Genomic DNA, 25,349 nt, shown 5'->3' with positions numbered 1-25,349 from the left:
TGTGAAGGCGTTGGAGTCGCTCACCGCACACGTTCGCCAGCTGCGCTATCCGCGGGCGCTGCGGATTCTGGCGGTACCCCCGCTGGGTCTCGAGCTTGAGACGCTGCTGCGGGCCGGGGTCTCGGCGGGGCCACCGCCGCCGGAGGCGCCGCACTTCGACGAGCAGCTACTGGCCGGGGCGGCGACGAACCTGTGGCGGGCCCAGCGCCGGCTCGCCCGCGGTGACGGGGCCCGGGACCGCCAGACCGGCCGCTACCTGCTGACCTGCCGCGAGGCGCTGGCCGAGGCCGGCCTCGTCGTGCAGGACCACGACGGCGACGCGTACCACCCGGGCCGCTCGCTGGAGGTGCTCGCGTTCCAGGCGGAGCCCGGGCGCTCGGCCGAGGTCGTCGTCGAGACGGTCCGGCCGACGGTGTACCTGCTCGACCGGCGTATCCAGATGGGCCAGGTCATCGTCGCCGGCCCGGAACAGGAGTAGGCATGTGGGACAGCGACACGATTGACGTCGGGATCGACCTCGGCACCACCAACAGCGCCATCGCGGTGGTCCGCGACGGCGCCGCACAGATCGTCAGGAGCACCGAGAGCCTGGAGGTGACCGCGTCGGCCGTCTGGATCCCCAAACCGGGCGTCGTGTACGTCGGGCGCAAGGCCCGCGAGCGCGCCCAGTCGGACCCGGACAACGCCCACGCCGAGTTCAAGCTGGAGATGGGGCTCGTCGACGCGCGGCGCTCGTTCGCGCGGGCCGGGCTGGAACTGACCCCGCCGCAGCTGTCCGCGGAGGTCCTCAAGGCGCTGCGGGCCGACGCCGCCCGCGAGCTCGGCGCGGCCCCGCGCGCGGTGGTGATCACGGTCCCGGCCGCGTTCACGCTCAACCAGAACAAGGCCACCGTGACCGCCGCCGAACTGGCCGGCTTCGACGCGGGCTGCCCGCTGGTGCAGGAGCCGACGGCGGCGGCGTTCGCCTACGGCTTCCAGGACGGCACCGACCGCGGGTACTGGATGGTGTTCGACTTCGGCGGCGGCACGTTCGACGCGGCCGTGGTCAGCAAGCGCGACGGCGACCTGCGGGTGCTCAACCACGCCGGCGACCCGTATCTGGGCGGCAAGCTCATCGACTGGGCGCTCGTCGACCGGGTCCTCGCCCCGGCCGTCGCCGACGAGTTCAACCTGGCCGACTTCCGCCGGGAGAACGCGGCCTGGCGCCCGGCGTTCAGCAAGCTCAAGCTGGCCGCGGAGGACGCGAAGATCCAGCTGTCGCGCCTGGACCAGGCCGTCGTCATGGTCGACCTCGAGGACGGCACCTTCGAATACAGCCTCACCCGCGGGGAGCTCGACGCGCTCGCCGAGCCTTACTACACCCGCGCGATCAACCTGTGCCGCTCCGCCCTGCGCGAAGCGTCGCTGGATGCCGCCGACATCGACCGCGTCCTGCTCGTCGGGGGCGCCACGCTCGCGCCCGGGCTGCGGGAACGGCTGGCCGACCCGGACACCGGCATCGGCATCACGATCGACACCAGCCTCGACCCGATCACCGTCGTCGCCCGCGGCGCGGCCATCTTCGCCTCCACCCTGCGCCGGCCGGCGGCGGCTCCGGCCGCGGCGGCCCCGGGGGAGTTCATCGCCGATCTCGCCTACGAGCCGAGCGTCACCACGACCCGCCCGACCGTCGGCGGGCGCATCCAGGGCCCGCCGGCCGGCGGCTGGGCCGGGTGGGGCGTGACCCTGAGCAACCCGGACGGGCGCCCGCCGTTCCGCTCCGCCCGGATCAGCCTCAACGCCACCGGCGGCTTCGCGACCGAGGTCGACCTCGACACCCGGCGCACCTCCCGCTTCACCGTCGAGCTCACCGACGGCCAGGGCACCAGTCACCCGCTGACCCCCGCCACGTTCACCATCACCCACCGCGACGTCGAGTTCGGCGGCGTCCAGCTGGCCCACTCGCTCGGCATCCAGCTCGCCGACCGGGCCTTCGCCCGGGTCCTGCGCAAGGGTGCCGCGCTGCCCGTCCGGGCCCGGGAGGTGTTCCACACCGCCGATGCCCTGCGTCGCGACGACCCGGAGGCGGTGATCAGCATCCCGGTGGTGCAGGGCGAGCGCGACCGCGGCGACCGCAACCGCCGGGTCGGCATGCTGGAGATCCGCCCCCGCGACGTGCGCATCGACCTGCCGGCCGGCAGCGAGGTCGAGGTGACCTTCGAGGTCGACGCGTCGAGCCTCGTCACCGTCGTCGCCGACGTCCCCCTCGTCCAGGCCCAGTTCGAGGCCGAGATCAACCTCGACGACGTGCGGACCCGCCCGGTCCAGGAGCTGCGCGAGCAGCTGGACCGGGTGGACCACCGGCTCAACGGGCTGCGCGATCAGGGCCTCACCGGCGAGGCCCGCGAACGCCTCGACCAGCTCGACGACGAGCACGCCGTGCGCACCGCCCGCGACCAGGTCGACGCCGCCGCCGTGGACGCCGGCGCGGCCGCCGCGGCCGAGGACCGCCTGCTGCACCTGCAGGCCGAGCTCGACGACATCGAGGAGGCCGCCGAGCTGCCCACGCTCGTCGCCCGGCTGCACGAGGTGCTGGCCGAGGCCGACGAGGTCGTGCCGCTGCAGAGCACCCCGGCCGACCGGCAGGAGCTGGCCGCCCTGCACCGCCGCGCCGAGGAGGCGGTCGCCGCGGGCGACCCGGCCGCCGTGCGCGAGGCGACCGACCGCGCCATAGCGCTCGTCGTGGACGTCCAGCGCCGCAGCCCCGACTGGCCGGTGCGGCTCTTCTTCGGCCTCGTCCAGGCCGTCGGCGAACGGGGCCCGGCGAAGCCGCTGGTGCAGCAGGGCCGCCAGGCCATCGCCGAGCGGGACACCCGGACACTCGACGCGGTCAACCAGCGCCTCGTGCGGCTGCTGCCCGAGGAGGAGCGCAGCCACGTCATCGGGCTGCGCCGGGCGTCATGACCGTCGAGCTGCAGGACGTCGTCACCCTGGACCGGGCGCGGGCCGAGGCCCGGGCCGGGCGCCTGGCCGAGGCCGGTCGGCTGCTCGACGGCGTCGGCGCGCCGAGCGTCGCCGGGCTCGACCTGCGGGCGCGGGTGTACGCGCAGCTCGGGGAGCTGGACCGGGCGGACGCCTGCTGGGCCGAGGCGCTGCGGCTGGACCCCGGGCACACCGACGCGCGGCGGGGGCGGGCGGCGATCGCCCGGCTCCGCTCCGGCCGCCCGGGCCCGCTGCGCCTCGCCGTGGCCGCGACGGCGTTCGTGGTCGTCGTCGGGGGGATCGCGTCGGCAGGGCTCGTCGGCTCGGCGCCGCCTGCCGTGCTCGTGCAGCCTTCGGCGACGCAGCAGCCGCCGTCGCTCTCTCCATCAGCGTCTCCATCAGCGTCTCCGCCGGTCGTCTCAGCGGCGGACCGCGTCGCCGGGCTCTTCGTCATGGACGGGGTGCGCGTGCAGCGGCAGGGCGAGGACGTCCGGCTCGTGTTCACGATCGGAATCTTCAGCGCCGACACCCGGTTCGCCGGCGGTGCCGCGGCGCTGCTCGACGCGGTGGGCCGGCGGCTGCCGGAGGCCCGGGTCACCGTGACGGTCGTGGGCCACACCGTCGCGGTCGCCGGGGGCCGGACCAGTGGAGGGTCGACCACCGCGTACGCGCGGGCCCAGGCCGCGGCGGTGCGGCTGGCCGCCGCCTCGGGGCTGCCGCTCACCGACTTCACCCTCGCCACCGCCGACCAGGCCGAGGGCCCCTGGCCCGACGCGCCGCTCAACCGGACGGTGACGCTGGTGCTGCACCCGTGACATCGCGCGGACCGGCCGGCGCGCCGCCCGGCACGGATGCGGCACGAAAGGGGGATTCGGCCCGCCGGAGTCGGTCGTAGCGTTGCGACAAGCGACGAGGAGGCTGACCTGCCATGACCGACTTCGACTTCACCTCCGACCATCTGGACGACCCGTACCATGCCCACACCTTCGAGCACCCCGGCCTGAGCGATCACATCGACGCGCAGCAGACGCCGCACCACTACGGCCCCGAGGTGCACGAGCAGGACATCAACCACGATGGCCGGGTCGACGTGGTGAGCGCCGACACCGACGGCGACGGCAAGGACGACGCCTGGCAGTACGACCTCGACAACGACGGCAAGATGGACATGACGGGCTACGACACCAACCACGACGGGTCCATCGACCAGAAGGAGTACGACCACAACGAGGACGGCCGCATCGACGAGGTCCGCCTCGACGCCGACCACGACGGCCACCCCGAGCTGCGCCAGACCGACACGAACAACGACGGCCGGCTCGACACGATGGACCGCGACAGCAACGACGACGGCCAGTACGACCAGCACGATCGGATCGACACCGCGAAGACCATGCCGCACTGGGGCCCGAACGCCACCTACGGCAGCGTCTGAGCCCTACAGGAAACCGGGTCCGGTCGGCGGTCAGCGCGACGCCTCCTTTGTTCGTGACGACCACCTCGTCGTCCTCCTCCTCGACGTCGCCGTGCGCCATCGCCCGCGGGCTGGACGCGCAGAAGACGCACTGGCGACGCCGCCCCGGCCGTCTCGTGGCCGAACCTCAGCCCGCGGCCAGGGCCGCGCGCGCCGCCTCGAAGTGCTGCAGCGCCTCCTGGACGATCGCCGGCTCCGGCATGGGGATCCCGGCCGCCAGCAGGTTCAGCCCGGCGGCGAGCTCAGCCCCGGCGGTCGACAGCCACGGCATCGGCTGCGGGTCGATCGCCCCGGTCTTCCGGTCGACCGGGCCGACCGCGGCGAGCACGACCTTCGCGCCGCCGAGCCCGGCCGCGGCCGCGGTGAATGCCTGGACCGCCTGGTCGCCCCACGGGAACGGCTCCGGCTCCTTCTTGCGGGAGCCGGCCTCCAGCAGGGCCATGCCCTCCTCGACGCGGTCGAGGTAGAGGCGGCGGCGGGCGGCGTCGAGCGGATCCTGATCAGCCAGCGGGGCCGGTCGGTGCCCCGGGAGCGGCTCACCGACCTGCTGTGGGGCGACGAGGAGGAGCCGGCCCGGCTGGCCCACCGGCTGTCGGTGGCCCTGTCGACGGTCCGCGCCGTGCTCGACCCGCGGCGCCTCGCCCCGGCCGACCACTTCGTCCTGGCCGACCAGGCCAGCGTGGCCCTGGACGTCACCCACCTCGCGGTCGACCTGGAGACGTTCCTGACCGGCGCCGCGTACGGGCTGCGGCTGCGCGAGCACGGTGACCCGCAGGCGGCCCGTACGGTGCTGGCCGCGGCCGAGGGGCGCTACACCGGCGACTTCCTCGCCGACGAGCCCTACGGCGACTGGGCCACGCCGGCCCGCGAGGAGGCGCGGGCGGCGTACCTGCACGTCGTGCGCGAGCTGGCCGAGCTGGCGCGGCACGCGGGCCGGGTCGACGAGGCCGCGCGATACCTGCTGCGGCTGCTGCACCACGACCCGTACGACGAGCGGGCCCACCTGGACCTGGTGCGGCTGCTGAGCGACGCGGGCCGGCACGGCGAGGCCCGCCGGGCCCACGACCGGTACCTGGCCGCGATGGCCGAGATCGGCGTGACCCCGCGGTAGCCGTCGCGCGGTGAGCCACGGGCCGGCGGCGGATCATCCCTGGTGGGGGCGGCGCCGGCGACAAATGGCCATAGGTATTTGCAGTGCTAATGTCGTCTTATGCGGCAGACCGGGCTCATCGACACGGTCGACGGGCTCGGCCGGCAGGATCACGTCTGCTGGGTCTTCGACTCGCCCGACGAATACCGGCCGGCCGCCGAGCGGTTCCTGGCCGAGGCGCTGGCCGGTGGGCAGCGCGTGCTCTTCGTCGGCGGTGCGGACCAGGTCGCGCAGGTCAGCGGGGCGGCCTGGTTCGCCGCCGGACTCGCCGCGGGCGCCGCGCACGTCCACGGCATCGGCTTCTATGCCGACGCCGGGCTGTTCGACCCGCTGGCGCAGGTGCGGGCCTATGCGCAGGCAACCGAGGCGGCACTGGCCGACGGCTACACCGGCTTGCGGGTCGCCGTGGACGCGACGCCGCTCGTCGAGACCGACGCCGGGCGGGACGCGTTCGCCCGATACGAGCACCTGGCCGACGCCTACATGACCTCGCACCCGATGTCCGCAATGTGCGCATTTGACCGGAGTCGGCTCGGTGCAGGGGCGGTCGCGGAGCTGGCCTGCATGCACCCGCTGGCCCGGGCGGCGGCGACGCCGGTACGGCTGTTCGCGTCGGCTGAGCCCGGCCTGACAGCGGTCCTGGAAGGCGAGGTCGACCTGGCGAGCTACCCGCTGCTGCGGACCGCGCTCGACCGCATCCCGCTGCGCCCGGTCGACGGCGTCGTCACGCTCGACGCCCGCCGGCTGGCCTTCATCGACCATCGCAGCCTGCTGTCGCTCGCGGCGCAGCTGCGCGCCCGGGGCGCCGAGACCCGGCTGATCGTCGCCGCCGGCAGCGGGCTGCCCCGGCTGCTGGCCCTCCTGCCGGTGGCCGGGCCGGACGTGGTGGTGCAGGCATGAGATCCGGACCGGCGCTCGGGCACTCCGGGCTGTTCCACGAGGCCGCGTTCTACGGCTCCGACGACGAGTTCCTCGCCGTGGTGGTGCCGTTCCTGCGCGACGGCGTCGCGGCCGGTGAGCCGACCGTGTCGCTGTTCGGGCCGCACAACCAGCGGTTGGTGCGCTCGGTCTTCGGCCCGGACAGCGGCGTCGAGTTCATCGACGGGGGCCGGCACTACCTGCGCCCGGCCTCGGCGATCCGCCGCCACCGCGACATGCTCACCCGCTATGTCGACGCCGGCGCCGTGCAGATCCGCATCGCCGGCGACGTGCCGCACCCCGGCGTCGGGGTGCCGTGGGAGTGGTGGGCGCGCTACGAGTCAGCGGTCAACGAGGTCTACGACGAGTTCCCCATGTACGGCCTGTGCCCCTACGACACCCGCACCGCGCCGCGCGAGATCCTCGACGACGTGCAGCGCACCCACACCCACATGGTCGGCGCCGACGGTCACCGCCGGCCCAGCGGGATGTACCAGCCGCCGCGGCAGTTCCTCACCAGCGGGGTCACGTCGTGGACCGAGCCGCTGCAGAGCGCGGCGCCGGCGATCGAACTGCTCGACCCGTCCCCCGCCCGGGCCCGCGACGCGGTCGGCGCCCTCCGGGCGGTGGCCGCACTGTCCGAGGAGGAGTTCGAGGGCCTGGTGGTCGCGGTCAGCGAGGCGGTCACCAACGCCATCCGGCACGGCCGGGCCCCCGTGCACCTGCGAGGCTGGGCCCGCGGCGGGCGTGCCGTGGTCACGGTGACCGACGCCGGGCCCGGACCGGCCAACCCGGTCGCCGGGCTGATGCCGGACCGCGAACCGGGCGGGCTGGGCCTGTGGCTGATGCATCAGCTGTGCGCGTACGTGTCGCTACAGCGCGGGCCCGAGGGCTTCACCGTCCGCCTGGTCGCGGAGGACCCGGACGGCGCCTGACCGGCGGGCGGCGGCCGGCACTGCGGGCCGTGCACCCGTCCTGCACTGCGGCGCTGCCACAACGGCAACCGGCGGTGCGCAAGGTTGGGTGCATGTCGCGTCAGGTACGCGCGGTGCTGCTCGGTTCGGGTCTGGTCGCCGCGCACTTTCTGGCGTTGCGGCTGCTGCCCTCCGGCTCGCAGGTCGCGACGAACGTCAGCGTCGGGATGCTCATCCTGGCCGCGCTCCTTGCCGCGCTCAGCGCGGCCCGGACCGCCCGCCGCAGCACCGGGCGGTCCCGCGCCGGCTGGACGGCCCTCGCTGTCGGCATGGTCGGCTGGGCGTTCGGGGAGTCCGTGTGGGCGTTCTACGTGACGTTCCGTGAGGGCCATGCGCCGTTTCCCAACCTCGGCGACGCCGGCTTCCTGATCATGGTGCCGGGTGCGGTCGCCGGCATGGTCGCCGTGCTGGGTGTCCGGCGCGGCCTGCTGCGGGTCATGCTCGACGGCCTGCTGATCGCCGGCTCGCTGTTGTTTCTGAGCTGGGTTTTCGTACTGGAAGGCGTCTACCGGGCGGGCAACCTCACCGTCGCGGCCAAGGCGGTGTCCCTGGCCTACCCGCTCAGCGACGTGCTGCTCGCCGCGGTCGCCCTGATCCTGCTGCCGCGCGCGGCCCGTGGACAGCGCACCACCGCCGCGCTCATGCTCGCGTCCGCCGTCGCGCTGAGCATTGGCGATCTCGGGTTCGCGTACCTCAACCAGCACGGCACGTACAACTGCGGCGACCCGATCGACACCGGCTGGGTGGCCGGGTTCGTCCTGATCGCCCTGGCCGCGCACCGCGTGCCGTCGGGCCGGGCGGAGCGCGGGCAGAGCGTCCCGTTCCTGCCGTGGCTGCCGTACGTGCCGCTCACCGGGGCCGTCCTGGCCGCCGTGGCCCTGCTGGCGCGGGGCGAGCGGCTGACCATCTTCCCGGCAGTGCTGCTCGGCACCGTGATCCTGCTGGTGCTGGTCCGCCAGATGGCGGCGCTGCGCGACAACACCACGCTGAGCCGGGACCTGCAACGCGTCGTGGCGCAGCTGCACCATCTCGCCTATCACGACCCGCTGACCGGGCTGGGCAACCGCGCACTGTTCGTCGAGCGGGCGCAGGAGGCGTTCGACGGCCCGCTCGCGCTGCTGTACCTGGACCTCGACGGCTTCAAGCCCGTCAACGACAGGTACGGCCACGCCGCCGGCGACGCGCTGCTCGTCGAGGTCGGCGCGCTGCTGCGGGCCGAGACCCGCGACGCCGACCTGGTCGCCCGCCTCGGCGGTGACGAGTTCGTGGTGCTCATGCCCGGCGTGACGAGCCGGGCCGAGGCCGGCGAGGTCGGCGCCCGGATCGAGGCCCGCCTCGCCCACCCGTTCACGATCCTGGGGCACCGCGTCGTCGTCGGCGCCAGCGTCGGCGTCGGCGTGCGGGAGCCGGGCGACGTGAGCATCGACGCGCTGCTGCGCCGGGCGGACGCCCTCATGTACACGGCGAAGTCCGCCCGGCGCGGCCGCCGCGTCACCGACGTGCCGGTCGGGTCCTCGCACTGACCGCACCGCGGTCTATGGTCGATGCAGCAGATTGCCGCACTTTTGCGTTCTTCTTCCGACGGAAGGAGTTCCATGCGGTTCGAGGACTTCGCGCAGGCCCGGCTGCCTGCGTTGCTGCGCTGCGCGGCGCTGCTGTGCGGTGAGCGCGAATCGGCCCGGGACCTGGTGCAGGACGTCCTCACCAAGTCCCTGGTCAGGTGGCGGCGCATCGGCGCTCTGGACGAGCCGTACGCGTACGTGCGGGCGATGCTGACCAACGAGTTCCTGTCGCAGCGGCGCCGGCGCCGGGTGGTGACGGTACCGCTGACGTTCGACGCGCTCGACGGGCCGGCCGTCCCGGTCCAGCGCGACTACGCCACCGACGCCGCCGCCCGCGAGGCGATGTGGCAGCGGCTGGCCACCCTGCCACCGCAGCAGCGCGCCACGGTGGTGCTGCGCTACTACGAGGGGCTCAGCGACCCCGAGATCGCCGACGTGCTCGGCTGCCGCCCGGCCACCGTACGCAGCAACGCCGCGCGGGCGCTGGCGGCGCTGCGCGTCGAGCTCACCGACCCCAGCCTCGTGACCGAAGGGCAGCAGCAGTGAACGGCATCGACGTCTTGCGCGAGAGCCTCGACGAGCACGCGGACCTGGCGTCCGGCGGCGCCGGCCTGCTCGACGACGTCACGACCGGCGCGGCCCGGCTGCGGCGGCGCCGGCGCATCACGGCGGCGGCGGCCGGCGTGCTGGTGCTCGCCGTGGTCGCGACCCTCGCCGCGGGGCAGTTCGCCCGGCCGACACTCACCCCGGCCGCACCGTACAGCCGGGGCATGCTCCAGCTCGGGGCGAGCGTGGCGGCGGGCAGCGGGTTCGAGCTGCAGGGGTACGTGACCTCCGCCGACGTGCAGCGGCTGGTCCTCGGTCAGCAGGTGCAGGCGGAGGTGCACGACCCGGGCACGTACGACCCGAGCACGCTCGCCGGGGCGGAGCGGATCGGCCTCGGCAACGGCGCGACGGGCTTCGCGCTGCCGGTGTTCACGGCCAAGGACGCGCCCGGCACCGCCGTGGCGGCCGTCGCCCGGCGCGACGCGACCGGCGCGTGGATCATCGCGTACGGCAAGGTGCCCCAGGATCTCCTGGTGAAGGCGGCCGTGGCGGTGCAGATCGGGCCGCCGCGCGACGTTCGGGCGCCGCTGCGCCTCGGGTTCGTCCCCGACGGCCTGCGCGCCGTGTCGGTCGACTCCCGGCCGGCCGACGTGTTGACGATCCTGAGCTTCCAGGACGCCGACCACCGGCTCGTGCTGTGGGCGATGAGTCAGCTCGGCCAGAATGTGCAGTTCGCGGCGCTGTTCGGGCCGCCGGTGCCGATCGCCGGGCACGACACCTGGTACATCACCAAGGAGAACTCCGACTGGTTCGGCGACAACGACACCAGCGCGGCGGCGCTCGTCGTGCAGTACGAGCCGGGGTGCAGCCTCACGCTGCGCACCCCGGACGCCCGGACCGTGACCCGCGCGATGCTGGAGCAGATGGCGCGCGAGACCCGGTTCGGCTCGTGCACCGACCGCTCGACCTGGACGACGCTGCTGGGCTGACGCGGTGACCCGCCGGGCTCAGGTGCCGGTACCGCAGTCACCCACGCGACTGCGGTACCGACACCTGTGGATCATGCTGTACCCGTGACTTCCAACCGCGGGCCTGTCGGCATGGTCCTGATCGGCTCGGCCGAGCTCGCGATCGGTGGCGCGCTGCTCGCGGCGGCCCTGTTCGACCTGGCACCGGCGGCCCGCACGGTGCTGTTCATCATCGGCATCATCCTGTTCGTCACCGGGGCGCTGTTCCTGCTGATCGGCCTGGGCCTGCGCGGCCACGCCGCCGCGGCCCAACGCCTGCGCGCGACAGGCGTGCCCGGGCGGGCGCAGGTGCTCGCCGCGCGGCCGACCGGCACGTACGTCAACAACCAGCCGCAGGTCCAGCTGGAGCTGCGGGTGAGCACGGCGGTGCACGGCACGTTCGACGTGACCGTCAAGGTGTTCGTCCCCCTGACCGCGACCGGCCGGCTCAGCGACGGCCGGCCGCTCGCGGTGACGGTCGACCCGACCGACCGGCAGCGGATCCTCGTGGACTGGTCCGGCACCTCCCCGCCGCCGGACGCGGCCCTCCGGGACCACCTGCTCCGCACGGGCGTGCCCGCGACGGCCAGAGTGCTCGGCGCGTCGTTCACCGGCCAGCTCGACGAGCGCGGACACCCCGTCTACGACGTGCAGCTGCACCTGGAGGTCGACGGCCGGGCACCGGTGGCCGGCCCGGGCCGGTTCGCGGTCCCGCCGCAGCGCACGGCCACCATGCAGCCGGGCGGCGTCATCCCGGTCCGGGTGGACCCGCACGACTCCACGACGATGGCCGCCGACTGGGACCGGCTGCCCGCCTGAGGCCGCCCCGGCACCATCACGCGGACGTTCCCGGACAGGATGCGCCGCCGCGGCGGCTCGTTACCATTTCGTGATCTCAGGCCGAGAACCAGGCCCGTCGGGACGGCATCACACATGCCGACCAACCAAGAACGTGAGCCTTGAGGAGATACCCATGCGTCAGATCACCCTCGCCGGTGCGGCCGCCGGCCTGCTGTTGCTGCTCGCCGCGTGCGGCCCGGTCACCGAGCCCGGCAACGCGGCCCCGGCCGGCGGGCGGGCCTCGGCCAGTGCGACGGCCCCGGCCCCGAGCGGCGGTGCCCCGAGCGCGGGCTCCACGCCCGGCTCCACCACCCCCGCCGCGGCCACCACCACGGCGACCGCCGCCGCCACGAAGACGACGACCGGCTCGACACTCGTGCCGATGCAGCGCTCGACCGGCGGCTCGTTCCTCTCGCCGTCGGGGAACATCAGCTGCGAGATCCACTTCCAGGACGCGGGGCTCACGGAGGCGTACTGCCAGACCTTCACGCCGGCCAGTTCGGTGAGGCTCGACGCCACCGGCACCTACAAGACCTGCACCCAGGGCAGCTGCATCGGCAACCCCGGCGAGGGCACGCCGACCCTCGCCTACGGGCAGGTGACAGGCGTCGGGCCGTTCCGCTGCGAGTCGGCCACCACCGGCGTGACCTGCACGGCGAACGGCAAGGGCTTCCACATCGACAACACCGGGATCACCGCGGCGAGGTCGTGACCGGCGCGGGCCGCCGGGGCACTCCGGCGGCCTGCACCGTCAGGGAGGTGCCGACCCGCAGGCCGGCCAGGATCGCGTTGGTGTGATCCTGGTCATCGGTCTCGCGGATCTGCACGTACACGCCGAAGCCGCGTTGCGCCGGCACGAACACGATCTCGTCGAAGGCGTTGGCCGTCCCGTCGCAGTGGACCCAGCGGTGCACCTGCGCCGCGGCGCCGTCCACCGTCACGGCCCGGTCGGCCACCCGGGAGCAGCCCGCGTGCTCGGGCAGGGCGGGCGCCGCCGCGTCGGAGGCCAGCGCGCGGCTGACGCCGACGAAGACGCCAGGCACGGTGCGGTGCGGGTCGGCCCAGGCCGAGAGGTCGCTGGAGACCACCAGGCCCGGTGCGTGGCCCGTCGGCAGGCCGATCGTGGCCGGGTCCCACCCGCCGTCGCGCAGCTGGCCCGCCCACGCCGCCGGCACCGCAACGGACAGGCCGCCCGACTCGTCGCTCACCCTGACCGTCCCGGTGTGGGCCCGCACCAGCAGCGCGCCGCCCGTGGCGGCCCCGACAAGGGCGGCCGCCGCGGCGACGGCCACCACGCGGGTCCGGCGCGAGCGGCGCCGCGGCGACGGATACTCGGGTTTGGCGAGCCTGTGCAGGGCCTCGGCGACGGACGCCGCGGACGGCCAGCGCCGGGCCGGGTCGGTCTGGGTGGCCCGGCTCACCAGGGCGTCCACGGCGGACGGGATGCCCGCCCGCACCCGCGACGGGCGCAGCGGCTGCTCCTTGCCGTCGCGCGCGGGCGGCACCTGCCCGGTCAGCATGTGGTACAGCACCGCGCCGATCGCGTACACGTCGGAGCGCACGTCCAGGGCGCTGCCCAGCCGGGCCTGCTCCGGTGACATGTAGCCCGGCGTCCCGGCGACAACGGTGAACCCGGACGCGTGGGCCAGCGCCTTGGCCAGCCCCAGGTCGGTGACGAGCACCCGGTCCTCGTCGAAGAGCACGTTCGACGGCTTGAGGTCGCGATGCAGCACGCCGATGTGGTGCAGCTCGGCCACCGCCTCGGCGATCTGGGCCCCCACCGCCAGCGCCTGCTCCACGCTCAGCGGCCCCGTGCCGAGCCGGTCGGCGAGCGTGCCGCCGGCGGCGTACGCCATGACCAGGTACGGCCGGCCGTCGGGAAGTTCGTCGATGTCGAGCATCCGCACGATCCGGGGCGAGTCGGCCCGGCGCATCATGCGGGCCTCCTGCAGGAACCGCGCCCGGATGTCGGGGTGGTGGGCCCAGTTGTCGGCGAGGACCTTGATGGCGACGAGTGCGTCGAGCGTGTCGTCGGCGCCGAGCCACACGGTCGCGAAGGCACCGGAGCCAACCCGCTGTAGGATTCGGTACCGGCCGATCTTCTCGGGATTGGGCACGTGCCCATTATCGTCGGTAAGGGACAGTCTGCTGTCCGGGAGGGTACAGGTGCCGTGGTGCCAGGCGAGCTGAGGGCCGGGGCCGACGAGCTCGAGACCGATGAGCTCGCGCACCGCGCCGCGGCCGGCGACCGGGCCGCCCTGGACGTCCTCCTGCGCCGGATCCGCCCGCAGGTGCTGCACCGCTGCATCCGGTTCCTGCCCTGCCCGCAGGATGCCGAGGAGGCCTGCCAGGACGCGCTGCTGCAGGTCGCCACGCAGATCCACACCTTCGGCGGGCGCTCGAAGTTCACGACGTGGCTGTACGTGGTCGTCACCAACTGTGCCCGCCAGACCTACCGGTCGCTGAAGCGCCGCTCGGCCGAGCAGCCGAGCGACGTGCTGCGCGTCGATGTCGCCGATCCCCGCACCACAAGCGTCATCGCGGGCTCGCGGCTGGACTTCCTGGAGGCGCTTGAGCAGCTGGGCGCCGAGCGGCCGGAGCTGGTGACCCCGCTGGTCCTGCGCGACGTCTGCCAGCTGGACTACGAGGAGATCGCCGAGCACCTCGGCATCCCGAACGGCACGCTGAAGTCGCGCATCCACGCGGCCCGCCAGCGCGTGCGCGCGTCGCTGTCCGCCTGAGACCCCACCGCGGCGCCGACGACGAACGGGTTCCCACCCTGCCGGCCGGGCCGGACTCTACCGATACTGTCCACAGTGGACTTTCCTGGCTGGGTGGCGGCGCTGTCGATCGGCGATCGGCCGCGCCCTGCTCCTCGGCGACCGCGTCGGGTGGGCGGCGCATGGATGGGGGTTGTTATCGATATGCGGCTATGGGACGGTGGCTGTCCAGGAAGCATGACTCGGGAGGCCAGATGCATCGGGTCGGTTTGGTGGCTGCGGCCGTCATCATCGTTGCGCTCATCGGCGCGCCGCCGGCGGCGGCGGGACCACCGGACGTCGATTCGGGGCGGCTGGAGCGGCTGGTGACGGTCGAGGGCATCCTCGACCATCAGCGGGCACTGCAGCGCATCGCCGATCGCAACGGCGGCACGCGCTCCACACGCTCGCCGGGTTACACGGCGTCGGCGGCGTATGTGAAGGCCACGCTGGAGAAGGCCGGCTACAACGCCCACTACGAGATGTTCAGCATGCCGCTGTGGCGCGAGAACGCGGCACCGGTACTGCAGCAGACGTCGCCAACCGGCCGGACCTATGTCGCGGGCAGCGCCGGGGACGACGACTCACCGTCGGTCGACTTCATCGCGTTCGAGCACACGCCCACCGCGTCGCTGACGAACGTCAAGGTCGTCCCGACCGACGACATCGTGATCCCGAGTCCCGGCGGGACGACCTCCGGCTGCGAGCTCGCGGACTTCCCGGCGGCCACTCGCGGCGCCGTCTCGCTGATCCAGCGCGGCACCTGCGCGTTCACGCAGAAGCTGGAGAATGCCGTACAGGCGGGCGCGGCCGGGGTGATCGTGTTCAACGAGGGCGACACGCCGGGTCGAAGCAACGCGCTGTTCCGTTCGGCCCCGTTCTCGTACCCGCTGCCGGCAGTGGTGTCGAGCTTCGCCGTCGGCCAGGAGCTCTACAACGCGTACAAGGCGGGCCGGAACCCGACGGTCAACCTCGCGACAAACGGGTTCGACGAGGAGAAGCTGTACCCGAACGTGGTGGCCGAGACCAGGCGCGGGGACCCGAACCACGTGGTGCTGCTCGGCGCGCACCTGGATTCGGTGCCGGCGGGCCCGGGCGTCAACGACGACGGCTCTGGTACGGCGTTCCAGCTGGAGCTCGCCGAGCAGCTCGCCAAGGCCGGCGCCCCGCCCCGCAACAAGATCCGCTTCCTGTGGTTCGGCGGCGAGGAGGACGGCCTGGTCGGCTCGCAGTACTACGCGGCCCACCTGCCCGACAGCGAGGTCGCGCGCACGGACATGATGCTCGACACCGACATGATCGCCTCCCCGAACTTCGCGCGGCTCGTCTACGACGGCGACGGCTCGACGTTCGGCTCCGAGAACTCCGGGCCGGAGGGCTCGGGCACGATCGAGCGGGTGCTCACCGAATACTGGGCGCAGCGGGGCATGGTCAGCGAGCCGATTCCGTTCGACGGCCGCTCGGACTACGTCGGCTTCGTCAACCGCGGCATTCCCGCGGGCGGCGTGTTCGCCGGGGCCGAGGCGCCCAAGACCGCCGAGCAGGTCGCCAGGTACGGCGGCGTCCTGGGGGAGCAGCTCGACCCCTGCTACCACGAGGACTGCGACACGTACTCCACTGTCACCAGGCAGCCGCCGGCCTCGACGATGCTGACGTATGCCACGAACCCGGCACTCGCGCAGCAGCAGGCCGACAGCCTGCGCGGCAACGCGCTGCGCTCGCTGCAGCAGTTCAAGAACACGCTCGTGCACGCCGTCTGGTACTTCGCGCGGGCCAGGAACGCCTTCCCGCCGAAGGCGAACGCGGCGGCCGCCACGACGGCCACGAGCAGCCACCAGTTCAAGTACCGGGGCCACGAGCGCACCCGGGACCGCTGACCGGATCGACAACGCCTCCGCCCCGGCGCCCACGCCGGGGTGGAGGCGGCCCCGGCGTCGGAGGGGGCTCAGTCCGACTCGGGCCGGATGCGCTGCAGGTGCCGCTGCTGCACCTCGCGGCTGATCCGCAGGTAGCGCAGTACGGCCTCGAGATCGCCGGCGCTGAAGTCGGCAAGCGCATGGGCACCGTCCGCGGCCACCGGCCCGTAGACCTCCATGGCGCGCTGCTGCGCGAGCGGGGTCGGTCGCACGACGACCTTGCGCCGGTCGTGCCGGTCGGGTGAGCGGGTCACGTACCCGGCCCGCTCCAGGCGGTCCAGCAGCGTGGTCGTGCTCCCGGTGGTGAGCCGCAGCCGGGCCGCCAACTGGGCCGGGCTCGCCTCACCGGCCTGCATCAGCTCGTCGAGGCAGCGCAGGTCGGTCCGGTTGATGCCGAGCAGGCCCGTTACCGCGTCGTCGAAGGCGTCGACGGCGGCCTGCAGCGAGCGCGAGGCGTCACCGATGGCATGCAGCAGTTCGGCACTTTCACTTGACACTCAAGCTACTCGACTTTCAAGATAAAGGAGAAGATCCGGTCCGATCGTAACGGTGGAGTCCTCATGGCAACGTTCCTCATCAGCACCATGGACGCGACAGGGCACGTCACACCGGCGCGCGCGGTCGCCAAGAGCCTCGCGGACCGCGGCCACACCGTGCTGTGGCACGGCTTCGAGCCCTACCGCGACGTCATCGAGAGCACCGGCGCGCGCTTCGTCGCGGCCACCCGGACGCCGTCGTTCGCCGACCTGCCCGCCGCGCCCGAGCCGGGCACCCGCGGCCTGGCGGCGGCGGTCAGCGCGCTGCGGCGGCTGATGGTCGACCGGATGGAGGGCCAGCTCGCGGACTACACGGCGATCGCCGCGGACACGCCCGTCGACGCCGTGCTCGTCGACCTGTGCTGCCTCGGCGGGCGCGCCTTCCACGAGCGCACCGGGCTGCCCTGGGCCACGCTCGGGATCAGCCCGCTGTCCGCCCCGGCGCCCGACATCCCGCAGTTCGGCAGCGGCCGTCAGCCCCCGCGGACGGCGCTGGGGCGACTGGCGAACGCCGCGACCTGGCGGATCGGCAGCCGGCTGATGCGCGGGCTGACCGACGCCTACGCGGACCGCCGCGCGGCCAACGGGCTGCCGCCGCTGCCGGCCGGCGTCACCGCGTTCGACCACATGCTCTCCGACCAGCTGCACCTGCAGGCGAGCACGCCGTTGCTGGAGTTTCCGCGCCGCCACTGGCCACCGTCGGTGCGGCTCGTCGGCCCGCTGCTGCCGCCCGCCCCGGCCCCGGGCTCGGTGGCGCTGCCGCCGTGGTGGCCGCAGCTGCGGCAGGCGCGGGCCGTGGTCCACGTGACCCAGGGCTCCGTCGCGACCGACCCGGAGCTGCTGACCCGTCCCGCGCTCGAGGGCCTGGCGGATCTCGACGCGCTCGTCGTGGTCACCACGCCGGAGCCGGACCGCCTCGGCCCGGTCCCGGCCAACGCGCGGGTCAGTGGCTTCCTGCCGCACGGCCTGCTGCTGCCGGAGGTGCACGTCGTGGTCACCAACGCCGGCTACAACGGCGTCAAGGCGGCGCTCGGCGCGGGCGTCCCGGTGGTGATGGCGCCGTGGGGCAACGACCAGCCGGACGTCGCGGCCCGGGTCACCCGGGTCGGCGCCGGGATCGACCTGCGTCGGCGCACGCCCGCGCCGCGGCAGATCGCCGAGGCCGTGCGGCGGGCGCTGGCCGACCCGGAGCTCCGCACGGCGGCGGGCCGCATCCGCGCCGAGTTCGCGACGTACCAGGGCGGCGACGCGGCCGCGGCGGCACTGACCGAGCTCGTCCGCCCCGGCGACCCGGCCGCCCGGCACTGAGGCCGCGGCCGCCCCGCCCGGTCACCGCAGTGTCCACTGTAGATGGACGCCGCCCGCGGCGACGGCACCGCCGTGCGGCAGCTTCCGCCCGGCGGCCGGTCACAGGGCGCTTCGGCGGGGCGCGCCGTCGTCGCCGGATGGGGTTGGGGGCCCCGGACGGTGGGTATTCCAGGATCATGTCGACGTTGATGCAGCGCATCATGCGCTTCCTGAACAGTCCCAACGGCCGTCGTGTCGTCGAGGTCGGTCGCCGCGAGCTGTCCAAGCCGGCCAACCAGGAGAAGCTGCGCCGGCTCGCGTCGCGGGTGGCGAGCAGCCGCACCCGGCGCCGGTGACGCGCCTCAGCGCAGGTCGCCGGGCCGCCGGGGGGACGGCCAGGTCATCGGGCGGGCGCCGTCACGGCAGCGCCGCGCGCGCCTCGGCCAGCACGGCCGGCGAGGTGGCGCTGGCCAGGACGTGCTGGAGGGCCATCCGGTAGGCGACGTCGAACGCCTCCTGGGTGGCCACGGACACGTCGGGTACCACCCCTGTGCTTTCCCAGTTGCCGCCGGTGACCGGGTTGATCGAGCGGGCCACCGGGACCGTGATCTCGAAGGTCGGGGTGATCGGGAAGGCCTCGGTCGGATGGGCGCCGCCCTTGGTCGTCGCCCCGACCAGGACCGCTCGTCCCTGCGCCTGCAGGTTGTAGCAGATGTCCTCGCCGCCGGAGAATGTGGACTCGCTTGTCAGCAGGTACACGGGCCGGTCGAGGTACCGCTCCCCGGGCAGCCACGCATGGCTCCAGAACTGACGGGTGTGACCGGTCGCACCTTCGTAGATGTCGTTGAGGTGGGTCTCCCCGTCCGGGAAGAAGTAGCTCATCCAGAACAGGGCGCCGTCGGGAAACCCGCCCCGGTTCCGGCGAAGGTCGACGATCAGCGCGTGCGTCTGTGACACCAGTTCCATGGCCGCGGCGATCGCGCGCCCACCCATGCCGGCCGCGGTGACGAACCGCAGGTCCAGCAGCCCGACATTGCCGTCGAGCCGCTCCACGCGGGCAATGCCGTAGTTGGTGAGCCGCTGCTGCTCGCGCCAGACCGCCTCCATCTCGGCCTCGGTGAGCGCCTCGCGCATCTCCTCCGTGCGCGTCCGGACCCGCAGATGCTTGTCCTGACAGACCTCGAAGAGCTCCGCCGTCAGCCGCCGGCCGAGAGCCTCCTCGTCCAGCCGGTCGTGCTCACCGGCGGCCAGCCGCCCGCGGATGCCGTCGGCCGCCTCCTGCGCCCGGTCGGCAAAAATGTAGTTGCCGCACAACAGCTCCAGTGCCTTCTCCACGAGATTCGCCGACATCGACGCACCCTATCGAAGACTCACCCCAGGCGTGGTCCCGTCCGCGCCCCGGCGGTGGGTGCGGCGCCGGCCCGCCGGCGCGGCCTCGCCCGTCCGGCGGCGTGCGGGCGCCCGGCCCCGATACATCCCGAAGGACGAGCGTAGTCGCTCGTGATCCGCAATCCGCCGCAATGGGAAAATCGCGATGGGTTGCGCTCAACTTCACTGCCTCCGCGCCGATACGGCCGTGGAGCCACCTGACCGGGGTGGTTCGTCCCCGCCGACCGGGAGAGACGATGACCCAGCCTGCACCTGGACCCTCGCGCGTGCTCAAACTCAGCAACCTGCGAGTGGGTACGAAGATCATCGCGGCCGTCGCCGTGATCGCGGTCGTCGCCATGGTCACCGCCGCCGTCGCCTGGTCGCGCATGGGAAGCCTCGACGGCCGCGTCCAGCGTCTGCAAAGCAACAACATCGCCCGCCTGGACGCGCTCGTGTCGTTGCAGAACGGCATGGCCGACATGTACCGCGGCCTGTTCCTGTTCGGGCTGCCGAGCAACACACCCGCCGACAAGGCGACGTTCCAGAAGCAGGTCAAGGACGCCCAGCAGGCGGTGGACGCCGCGGGGTCCCGCTACGTCTCCGCCCCCGACAGCGCGCCGGCCTGGCAGGCCCAGGTCAACGCGTTCGGGGCGGCCTGGAAGACCTACAAGGCCGTGGTCAACGTGCTGACGTTCAATGAGCCCCCTCCCGCCGGGACCGTGCTGCCCGCCACCCTCGACGAGCGGATCAAGGCCTGGACGCAGTCCGAGGACATCATGAACAAGGCTGTCGACACGCTCATGGGCCTCGAACGCGCGCAGGCCGGCGCCGCCGGCACCGACGCGCACCGGGACGCCGGAGACGCCCGCACCTTGATCCTCGTCGTCGTCAGCGCCGGCGTCCTGCTGGCCCTGGGCCTGGCCGTGGCCATCGGCCGCAATACCTCACGGCGCCTCGCCGGCGTCCGCACCGTCCTGGACGCCGTCGCCGACGGCGACCTGACCCACACGGCCCGGGCCGACGGCACCGACGAGGTGGGTCAGATGGCACAGGCGGTGAACAAGGCCACCGCCTCGGTCCGCACCACCGTCACCGCCCTCGCGGACTCCTCGCGCGTCCTGGCCGACTCCTCCAACCAGCTGTCGGCCTCCGCCCAGGCGATCGCCGGCAACGCCCGCGGCACCTCCGATCAGACCGCCAAGCTCGCCTCCGTCTCCGAGGGCGTGTCACACAACGTGCAGACCGTCGCCGCCGGTGCCGAGGAGATGGGCTCGGCCATCCGCGAGATCTCCCAGTCCGCCACGGACGCCGCCAGCGTCGCCTCGCAGGCCGTGACCTCGGCGGCGACCGCCCAGACCACCGTCGCCAAACTCGGGGACTCCTCCGCGGAGATCGGCAACGTCGTCAAGGTGATCACCTCGATCGCCGAGCAGACGAACCTGCTGGCCCTCAACGCCACCATCGAGGCCGCCCGCGCCGGTGACGCCGGGAAGGGCTTCGCCGTCGTCGCGGGCGAGGTCAAGGACCTTGCGCAGGAGACCGCGAAGGCCACCGACGACATCTCCCGCCGCGTCGAGGCCATCCAGGCGGACACCAGCAACGCGGTCGAGGCGATCACCCAGATCTCCGACATCATCGCGAAGATCAACGACTACCAGACGACTATCGCTTCCGCCGTCGAGGAGCAGACCGCGACGACCGCCGAGATGAGCCGGTCGATCGCCGAGGCGTCCCACGGCAGCACCAGCATCGCCAGCAGCGTCGCCAATGTCGCCGCCGCCGCGGAGACGACCACCGCGACGGTCAGCCAGACCCAGCGCTCCGCGCAGGAGCTCGCCCACATGTCCGACAACCTGCAGGCGCTCGTCTCCCGGTTCCGGGTGTAGCCCGCGAGCATCCCTGACGCCCGCGAGGCGCCGGCCGATCAAGGCCGTGGCCGGGCCACGGCCTTGATCGGTGCGCAGGATGGGCGCGGAAGTTCAGCCCGCGCCGGGCCGCACCGGATAGTGGACGACTATCGCACCGCCCGTCGCGTAGTTGGCGACGTCGGCGGTGACCTCCAGGCCCTGCGGCGACGCCCTCGCCGCGGTCATCGCCGCGGCGTCGGCGAACTCGGCTTCGAAGACCGCGAAGTACGGCGTCCGCCCCTGCGTCGCCGCCACGTCGAAGCTGTAACGCCACGCGAGCAGGCCGGGCAGGCGGGCGACAAGCGGCAGGTGGGTGGTCACGTAGTAGTGGCGGAAGTGCTCGGGATCGGCGGGCTCGGGGTACAGGACCAGCAGCTTGTGCACGGCAACCTCCGTCGGGCAGCGGACGGCCGGACCGCCCCATCCGCTTCGGAAATCGAATCGTTCGACGCGGACGTTACTGTGTCGGATATCGAAGCGACAAGAGGGCGGGGCGGGCGATGACGATACCCAGGCCGGGGCGGCCGGTGCGCGGATCGAGCACCGGGCGTCCGCTGATGGCCGCCCTCGACCTGTTCGGGCGGCGGTGGAACCTGCGCATCATCTGGGAGCTGCAGGACGGGCCCGTCGGCTTCCGGGCGCTGCAGCAGCGCTGCGACAACATGTCCTCGAGCGTGCTGCGGCGGCGGCTGACCGAACTGCTCGACGCGCATATCGTCGCGCAGCAGCCCGACACCGCCTACGGCCTCACCGACCTCGGGCACGGTGTCTTCAAGGCGCTGCGCCCGCTCGCCCGCTGGTCCGACGCGTGGGCGTCGGCCACGGCGCCGGAGGGTGATGGGTAGCGCCGCCCGGGCCGCCCGCGTCGAGCTCGCGCCGGGCGCGCCCCGCTTCGCCGACGTCACACCCTGACGGGCCCTACGCCCGGTCGAGCCACGTCCGCAGCGCCCACCACGAGCGCAGCGTGGCCAGGACCGTCGTGTCGTCGAGCGGCAGGGCGGTGCGCTCGTGGAGTGCGCGCAGCCGGTACCGCACGGTGTTCGGGTGCACGTGGACGGCCGCCGCGGTCAGGTCGAGCCGCTGCCCGTGGTCCAAATAGGACAGTGCCGTCGCGGCGAGCTCCCGGTGGAACGCGTCGGCCGGGTCCAGGGCGGCCAGGAGCTCATCGGCGAGCAGCCCGGCGAGCTCCGGCTGGGCGGCCAGCGCGGCCGGGCCGGCCAGGTCGAGGGCGTGCTGCCGGCCGGTGCCGCCGAAGCGGGCCGCACCGGCGAGGGCGGCCACACAGGCCCGGTACCCGGCGGCGGCCCGGGACAGCGGCAGCGGCGGCCCGACGACGAGCAGCACCGCCGGATCGACCGGGCCCGGCGGCCGCACGGCGAGCCCGGTGAGGCGGCCCTCGACGGTCCCGAACACACCGCCGCAGGCGGTAAGGCGTGCCTCCAGGGCGTCGGCCCGTGCGGGGTCGGTCACGTCGAAGACCAGGCAGCGGTACCGCAGGTGCGCCCGCAGTCCCAGCCCGTCGACGTCACCGGCCGCGGCGGGTGGCCGGCCCGGGAGCAGCAGCGCCCGCAGCACCGCGTCACGCTGATCGCGGCGCCCGCGGGCCAGCGCGCGCTCGGCGGCGTGGTGACCCTCCACCACGTGCCGCTCGACGGCCGACACATACCTGTCGAAGTCCAGCGCGGCCGACAGCAGCACCTCGTCGGCGACCCCGGCGGCCCGGCCGCGCTGCACCGCGATCTCCAGCAGCCGGGTCCGGGCGGCCTGCACCCCGCGCAGCAGCCCGGCGATCGGCACGCCCTGGGCGGCCCGGTCGGCGCCGAGCTTCTCCGCGTCCGCGTAGGAGATGCCGTCGGCGGGTGTCCGGAACGCGGCCAGCCCGGCCGTGACGAGCAGGGCGACGTGGCGGCGGCTCTCCTCGACGGGCAGCCGGGCGACCTCGGGCGAGGCGTCGCGGGCGGCGGCGACGAGCGTGTCGACGAGGCCCTCGTCGCCGGCGAGCGCGGCCAGCAGCGTCGCGATCATTGCCTCTCCGTTGTGGGCGGGCGACAACCGGGCGGCGCCGCGTTGTCGGCGGGGACCTATCGAGCGTCGCCGATCGGCGATTTCCTGAAGGCTACCGCCCGGTAACGTATCAAGGGAGACCCCGTGACGCGGAACCTGCGCCGGCGCGCCGCCATCGCCGGCCTCGCACTGCTCGCCGCCGTCCTCACCCCGCTGCGCCCGGCCGCCGCCGCGCCCGCGCTGCAGGAGGTCATGTTCGTCGGCAACAACTGGGACGGCACCGCCGACATCGTCCGCTCCAGCGGCACCTACGCCCGGATCGGCCGGATCGACGTGGTGCCGGACAAGCGCCAGCGGCTGCTGGAGATCTACCTCAACCCGGTGAAGCTCGCCTTCTACCTCGGCGTCCAGCAGGGTCCGGGGGAGGGCCACGACCAGCTCATCGACGACATGTACACCACGCCCGACGGCTCCGCGCTCGTCGTGTCGCGCCCGAGCTTCGCCGACGTCGCCTCCATCGACCTGCGCACCGGCGCGCTGCGCTGGCGCTTCCCCGTGTCCGGGTTCCGGGCCGACCACATGGCCGTCTCACCCGACGGCACCCAGGTCGCGGTCTCCGCGTCGACGTCGAACACGGTGCACGTCCTGGACATCACCACCGGCCGGCCGCTCGGCTCGTTCAGCGCCGGCGACAAGCCGCACGAAAACATCTACACCCGCGACGGCCGGTACCTGTGGAACATGTCCATCGGCGAGGTCAACACCGCGCTCGACGACCCGTGGCTGGACTGGACGAAGGGCGACCGGCACATCACGATCGCCGACGCGCACACGTTCCAGGTGGTGCGCACCATCGACATGCGCCAGCGCCTGGACGCCGCCGGCCGCCCCGACCTCTCCGACGCGGTCCGCCCGGCCGTCTTCACCCCTGACGAGCGGATGCTGTACTTCCAGGTCTCCTTCTTCAACGGCATCGTCGAATACGACGTGGCGGCGGACCGGATCACCCGCATCCAGGAGTTGCCGGCGAACCCGGCGACAGGGCCCGACCGCACCGCCTGGGTGAACGACTCCCGCCACCACGGCCTCTCCATGAGCCCCGACGGCTCGAAGATGTGCGTGGCCGGCACCATTGACGACTACGCCACCGTCGTCGACCGCACCACACTGCGGCCCGGCCCGCTGGTCGCGGCGGCCAAGCCGTACTGGGCCACGGTCAGCGGCGACGGCCGGGACTGCATCATCTCCGAGTCCGGCGCCGACCGGATCACCGCGATCAGCTTCGCCACCGGTGAGAAGGTCCTCAGCGTCCCGGTCGGCGACCACCCGCAGCGCATCCGCATCGGGCACATCGCCGCGTAAGAACGGGCCGAGACGGGCCCCGGCCGGTACCGCCGCCGGGGCCCGTGCCTGTCATTCGGCCGGCGGCCGGAGTGCCCGGGCCCGTCCGAAGAGGACGCCGAGCAGGTGGGCGTAGCCTCGGGCGTCGTCGATCGCGCGGTGCGTGTGCGGGATGTCGCCGAGCCACGCCGCGGGCAGATGCCGCGGTGACGCCTCGGCGACCGGCCGGCCCGTCACGGCGGCCGCATAGCTGCGAAGGCACAGCCCCGGGCCGTCGAAGAGGACGTCGCGCTCGTAGGGACCCTGGACCAGGCCGTAGCGGGTGAAGCGGCGCAGGTAGAAGTCCATCCACGTGCCGTCGAAGGCGATCGGTGAGGCCGCGAACATCCGCGGAGCGGGCAGGCGGCGGACCCACTCCACGAACCGCGCCATGACCCGGTCCACGGGCTCCGGGTCGGTCGTCGCCGCGGCCCAGGCCCCCGGCTGGGTCTGGAACCACGCGAACGTGTCCGGGTTCGGGGCCGCGCCGGGGAGCTGCTCGAGGACCGCCTCGAAGGTCCCGCGCTCCTCGCCCTCGGCGGTCACGGCGACGGACGCGAACGACCGCATGGAGTTGGGACCGGGCCAGGGGCCGTCGACCTCGATATCGGTGACGACGTAGATCCACTCGTCCCGGCCGCCTGTTGTATCGGTCACCACAAGGCTCCTCTCGGCCCGTGCGGGGTCGGCGAGCATTGTGTCATGCAGGCGATGCACGGGTGGGCCGGGCGCGCGTCCAACGACCGGGTGATCCGCG

General features: G+C 73.6%; 26 protein-coding genes. 19 read left to right on the top strand and 7 right to left on the bottom strand.

Annotated features, from left to right (window positions below; translation table 11 throughout):
- The first annotated feature begins 1 nt into the window (after position 1).
- From Dvina_RS31945 to Dvina_RS31930, 4 genes are all read left to right on the top strand, one after another.
- On the top strand, positions 2-478 hold the full coding sequence (locus Dvina_RS31945; RefSeq protein WP_223093009.1) for a hypothetical protein: 477 nt from the start codon (positions 2-4) through the stop codon (positions 476-478).
- A 2-nt stretch (positions 479-480) separates the two neighbouring features.
- Positions 481-2,943, top strand: coding sequence for an Hsp70 family protein (locus Dvina_RS31940; RefSeq protein WP_223093008.1), 2,463 nt, complete (start codon positions 481-483; stop codon positions 2,941-2,943).
- On the top strand, positions 2,940-3,776 hold the full coding sequence (locus Dvina_RS31935; RefSeq protein ID WP_223093007.1) for a tetratricopeptide repeat protein: 837 nt from the start codon (positions 2,940-2,942) through the stop codon (positions 3,774-3,776). Before Dvina_RS31940 ends, Dvina_RS31935 begins: the two co-directional genes overlap by 4 nt.
- Before the next feature lie 113 nt (positions 3,777-3,889).
- Entirely contained in the window at positions 3,890-4,396 is a 507-nt protein-coding gene (locus Dvina_RS31930) for a hypothetical protein (RefSeq protein WP_223093006.1), read from the top strand.
- Positions 4,397-4,562: 166 nt separating this feature from the next.
- Here Dvina_RS31930 and Dvina_RS31925 read toward each other — a convergent pair whose 3' ends face one another.
- Complete coding sequence (locus Dvina_RS31925; RefSeq protein ID WP_223093005.1) at positions 4,563-4,877, bottom strand: hypothetical protein; 315 nt, start codon at positions 4,875-4,877, stop codon at positions 4,563-4,565.
- 78 nt (positions 4,878-4,955) lie between these two features.
- Here Dvina_RS31925 and Dvina_RS31920 point away from each other — a divergent pair, with 78 nt between their 5' ends.
- The 8 genes from Dvina_RS31920 (at position 4,956) to Dvina_RS31885 (ending at position 12,144) form a co-directional block, all read left to right on the top strand.
- Positions 4,956-5,546 carry an AfsR/SARP family transcriptional regulator gene (locus Dvina_RS31920; RefSeq protein WP_223093004.1) on the top strand — a complete coding sequence of 197 codons (591 nt, stop codon included), beginning with the start codon at positions 4,956-4,958 and terminating at the stop codon, positions 5,544-5,546.
- A gap of 99 nt (positions 5,547-5,645) precedes the next feature.
- Positions 5,646-6,485: an MEDS domain-containing protein gene (locus tag Dvina_RS31915; RefSeq protein WP_223093003.1), complete on the top strand. Its 840-nt coding sequence runs from the start codon at positions 5,646-5,648 to the stop codon at positions 6,483-6,485.
- Positions 6,482-7,438, top strand: a complete 957-nt coding sequence (locus tag Dvina_RS31910; protein ID WP_223093002.1) for a sensor histidine kinase — start codon at positions 6,482-6,484, stop codon at positions 7,436-7,438. The genes Dvina_RS31915 and Dvina_RS31910 overlap by 4 nt, the downstream gene beginning before the upstream one ends.
- Positions 7,439-7,530: 92 nt before the next feature.
- Complete coding sequence (locus Dvina_RS31905; protein ID WP_223093001.1) at positions 7,531-9,000, top strand: GGDEF domain-containing protein; 1,470 nt, start codon at positions 7,531-7,533, stop codon at positions 8,998-9,000.
- Between the two features lie 72 nt (positions 9,001-9,072).
- Positions 9,073-9,585: a SigE family RNA polymerase sigma factor gene (locus Dvina_RS31900; RefSeq protein WP_223093000.1), complete on the top strand. Its 513-nt coding sequence runs from the start codon at positions 9,073-9,075 to the stop codon at positions 9,583-9,585.
- Positions 9,582-10,574 (top strand): hypothetical protein, encoded by a 993-nt coding sequence (locus Dvina_RS31895; protein ID WP_223092999.1) that lies wholly within the window; start codon positions 9,582-9,584, stop codon positions 10,572-10,574. Before Dvina_RS31900 ends, Dvina_RS31895 begins: the two co-directional genes overlap by 4 nt.
- Before the next feature lie 84 nt (positions 10,575-10,658).
- Positions 10,659-11,411 (top strand): hypothetical protein, encoded by a 753-nt coding sequence (locus Dvina_RS31890; protein ID WP_223092998.1) that lies wholly within the window; start codon positions 10,659-10,661, stop codon positions 11,409-11,411.
- A 154-nt stretch (positions 11,412-11,565) separates the two neighbouring features.
- Positions 11,566-12,144, top strand: a complete 579-nt coding sequence (locus tag Dvina_RS31885) for a hypothetical protein (RefSeq protein ID WP_223092997.1) — start codon at positions 11,566-11,568, stop codon at positions 12,142-12,144.
- Here Dvina_RS31885 and Dvina_RS31880 read toward each other — a convergent pair.
- Positions 12,125-13,549 (bottom strand): serine/threonine-protein kinase, encoded by a 1,425-nt coding sequence (locus Dvina_RS31880; RefSeq protein ID WP_223092996.1) that lies wholly within the window; start codon positions 13,547-13,549, stop codon positions 12,125-12,127. The genes Dvina_RS31885 and Dvina_RS31880 overlap by 20 nt on opposite strands.
- A gap of 57 nt (positions 13,550-13,606) precedes the next feature.
- On the opposite strand from Dvina_RS31880, the gene Dvina_RS31875 reads away from it, so the two are divergent.
- A complete protein-coding gene (locus Dvina_RS31875) occupies positions 13,607-14,173 on the top strand; it encodes an RNA polymerase sigma factor (protein WP_246655448.1) in 567 nt (188 codons plus the stop codon).
- Between the two features lie 233 nt (positions 14,174-14,406).
- Positions 14,407-16,068 carry a M28 family metallopeptidase gene (locus tag Dvina_RS31870; RefSeq protein ID WP_223092995.1) on the top strand — a complete coding sequence of 554 codons (1,662 nt, stop codon included), beginning with the start codon at positions 14,407-14,409 and terminating at the stop codon, positions 16,066-16,068.
- 68 nt (positions 16,069-16,136) lie between these two features.
- On the opposite strand, the gene Dvina_RS31865 is transcribed toward Dvina_RS31870, so the two are convergent.
- Positions 16,137-16,604, bottom strand: coding sequence for a MarR family winged helix-turn-helix transcriptional regulator (locus Dvina_RS31865; RefSeq protein ID WP_223092994.1), 468 nt, complete (start codon positions 16,602-16,604; stop codon positions 16,137-16,139).
- Between the two features lie 63 nt (positions 16,605-16,667).
- Here Dvina_RS31865 and Dvina_RS31860 point away from each other — a divergent pair, with 63 nt between their 5' ends.
- Positions 16,668-17,951 (top strand): glycosyltransferase, encoded by a 1,284-nt coding sequence (locus tag Dvina_RS31860; protein ID WP_223092993.1) that lies wholly within the window; start codon positions 16,668-16,670, stop codon positions 17,949-17,951.
- A 176-nt stretch (positions 17,952-18,127) separates the two neighbouring features.
- The gene (locus Dvina_RS31855; protein ID WP_223092992.1) at positions 18,128-18,286 is read left to right on the top strand and encodes a hypothetical protein; all 159 of its coding nucleotides are present in this window, start codon (positions 18,128-18,130) and stop codon (positions 18,284-18,286) included.
- A 61-nt stretch (positions 18,287-18,347) separates the two neighbouring features.
- Here the strand turns inward: Dvina_RS31855 and Dvina_RS31850 are convergent, their stop codons facing one another.
- Complete coding sequence (locus Dvina_RS31850; RefSeq protein ID WP_223092991.1) at positions 18,348-19,280, bottom strand: S41 family peptidase; 933 nt, start codon at positions 19,278-19,280, stop codon at positions 18,348-18,350.
- 329 nt (positions 19,281-19,609) lie between these two features.
- On the opposite strand from Dvina_RS31850, the gene Dvina_RS31845 reads away from it, so the two are divergent.
- Positions 19,610-21,187 carry a methyl-accepting chemotaxis protein gene (locus tag Dvina_RS31845; RefSeq protein ID WP_246655447.1) on the top strand — a complete coding sequence of 526 codons (1,578 nt, stop codon included), beginning with the start codon at positions 19,610-19,612 and terminating at the stop codon, positions 21,185-21,187.
- Between the two features lie 93 nt (positions 21,188-21,280).
- Here the strand turns inward: Dvina_RS31845 and Dvina_RS31840 are convergent, their stop codons facing one another.
- Positions 21,281-21,592, bottom strand: a complete 312-nt coding sequence (locus tag Dvina_RS31840) for an EthD family reductase (protein ID WP_223092990.1) — start codon at positions 21,590-21,592, stop codon at positions 21,281-21,283.
- Positions 21,593-21,708: 116 nt separating this feature from the next.
- On the opposite strand from Dvina_RS31840, the gene Dvina_RS31835 reads away from it, so the two are divergent.
- Complete coding sequence (locus Dvina_RS31835; RefSeq protein ID WP_223092989.1) at positions 21,709-22,053, top strand: winged helix-turn-helix transcriptional regulator; 345 nt, start codon at positions 21,709-21,711, stop codon at positions 22,051-22,053.
- Between the two features lie 73 nt (positions 22,054-22,126).
- Here Dvina_RS31835 and Dvina_RS31830 read toward each other — a convergent pair whose 3' ends face one another.
- Entirely contained in the window at positions 22,127-23,233 is a 1,107-nt protein-coding gene (locus Dvina_RS31830; RefSeq protein ID WP_223092988.1) for an RsbRD N-terminal domain-containing protein, read from the bottom strand.
- Between the two features lie 123 nt (positions 23,234-23,356).
- On the opposite strand from Dvina_RS31830, the gene Dvina_RS31825 reads away from it, so the two are divergent.
- A complete protein-coding gene (locus Dvina_RS31825) occupies positions 23,357-24,574 on the top strand; it encodes a YncE family protein (protein ID WP_223092987.1) in 1,218 nt (405 codons plus the stop codon).
- Between the two features lie 51 nt (positions 24,575-24,625).
- Here the strand turns inward: Dvina_RS31825 and Dvina_RS31820 are convergent, their stop codons facing one another.
- Positions 24,626-25,249, bottom strand: coding sequence for an exonuclease (locus Dvina_RS31820; protein WP_223092986.1), 624 nt, complete (start codon positions 25,247-25,249; stop codon positions 24,626-24,628).
- Positions 25,250-25,349 lie beyond the last annotated feature (100 nt).

Source organism: Dactylosporangium vinaceum, from assembly GCF_019904175.1.
Classification (GTDB): Bacteria; Actinomycetota; Actinomycetes; order Mycobacteriales; family Micromonosporaceae; genus Dactylosporangium; species Dactylosporangium vinaceum.
This window is presented reverse-complemented; position numbering and strand designations above follow the sequence as displayed.

What these genes read in the sequence shown, in the direction of transcription:
- Dvina_RS31850 (WP_223092991.1), bottom strand. Translation starts at nt 19,280, where the DNA reads ATGTCGGCGAATCTCGTGGAGAAGGCACTGGAGCTGTTGTGCGGCAAC.
- Dvina_RS31940 (WP_223093008.1), top strand. Translation starts at nt 481, where the DNA reads ATGTGGGACAGCGACACGATTGACGTCGGGATCGACCTCGGCACCACC.
- Dvina_RS31915 (WP_223093003.1), top strand. Translation starts at nt 5,646, where the DNA reads ATGCGGCAGACCGGGCTCATCGACACGGTCGACGGGCTCGGCCGGCAG.
- Dvina_RS31835 (WP_223092989.1), top strand. Translation starts at nt 21,709, where the DNA reads ATGACGATACCCAGGCCGGGGCGGCCGGTGCGCGGATCGAGCACCGGG.
- Dvina_RS31905 (WP_223093001.1), top strand. Translation starts at nt 7,531, where the DNA reads ATGTCGCGTCAGGTACGCGCGGTGCTGCTCGGTTCGGGTCTGGTCGCC.
- Dvina_RS31925 (WP_223093005.1), bottom strand. Translation starts at nt 4,877, where the DNA reads ATGGCCCTGCTGGAGGCCGGCTCCCGCAAGAAGGAGCCGGAGCCGTTC.
- Dvina_RS31830 (WP_223092988.1), bottom strand. Translation starts at nt 23,233, where the DNA reads ATGATCGCGACGCTGCTGGCCGCGCTCGCCGGCGACGAGGGCCTCGTC.
- Dvina_RS31930 (WP_223093006.1), top strand. Translation starts at nt 3,890, where the DNA reads ATGACCGACTTCGACTTCACCTCCGACCATCTGGACGACCCGTACCAT.
- Dvina_RS31935 (WP_223093007.1), top strand. Translation starts at nt 2,940, where the DNA reads ATGACCGTCGAGCTGCAGGACGTCGTCACCCTGGACCGGGCGCGGGCC.
- Dvina_RS31870 (WP_223092995.1), top strand. Translation starts at nt 14,407, where the DNA reads ATGCATCGGGTCGGTTTGGTGGCTGCGGCCGTCATCATCGTTGCGCTC.
- Dvina_RS31855 (WP_223092992.1), top strand. Translation starts at nt 18,128, where the DNA reads ATGTCGACGTTGATGCAGCGCATCATGCGCTTCCTGAACAGTCCCAAC.
- Dvina_RS31860 (WP_223092993.1), top strand. Translation starts at nt 16,668, where the DNA reads ATGGCAACGTTCCTCATCAGCACCATGGACGCGACAGGGCACGTCACA.
- Dvina_RS31900 (WP_223093000.1), top strand. Translation starts at nt 9,073, where the DNA reads ATGCGGTTCGAGGACTTCGCGCAGGCCCGGCTGCCTGCGTTGCTGCGC.
- Dvina_RS31910 (WP_223093002.1), top strand. Translation starts at nt 6,482, where the DNA reads ATGAGATCCGGACCGGCGCTCGGGCACTCCGGGCTGTTCCACGAGGCC.
- Dvina_RS31885 (WP_223092997.1), top strand. Translation starts at nt 11,566, where the DNA reads ATGCGTCAGATCACCCTCGCCGGTGCGGCCGCCGGCCTGCTGTTGCTG.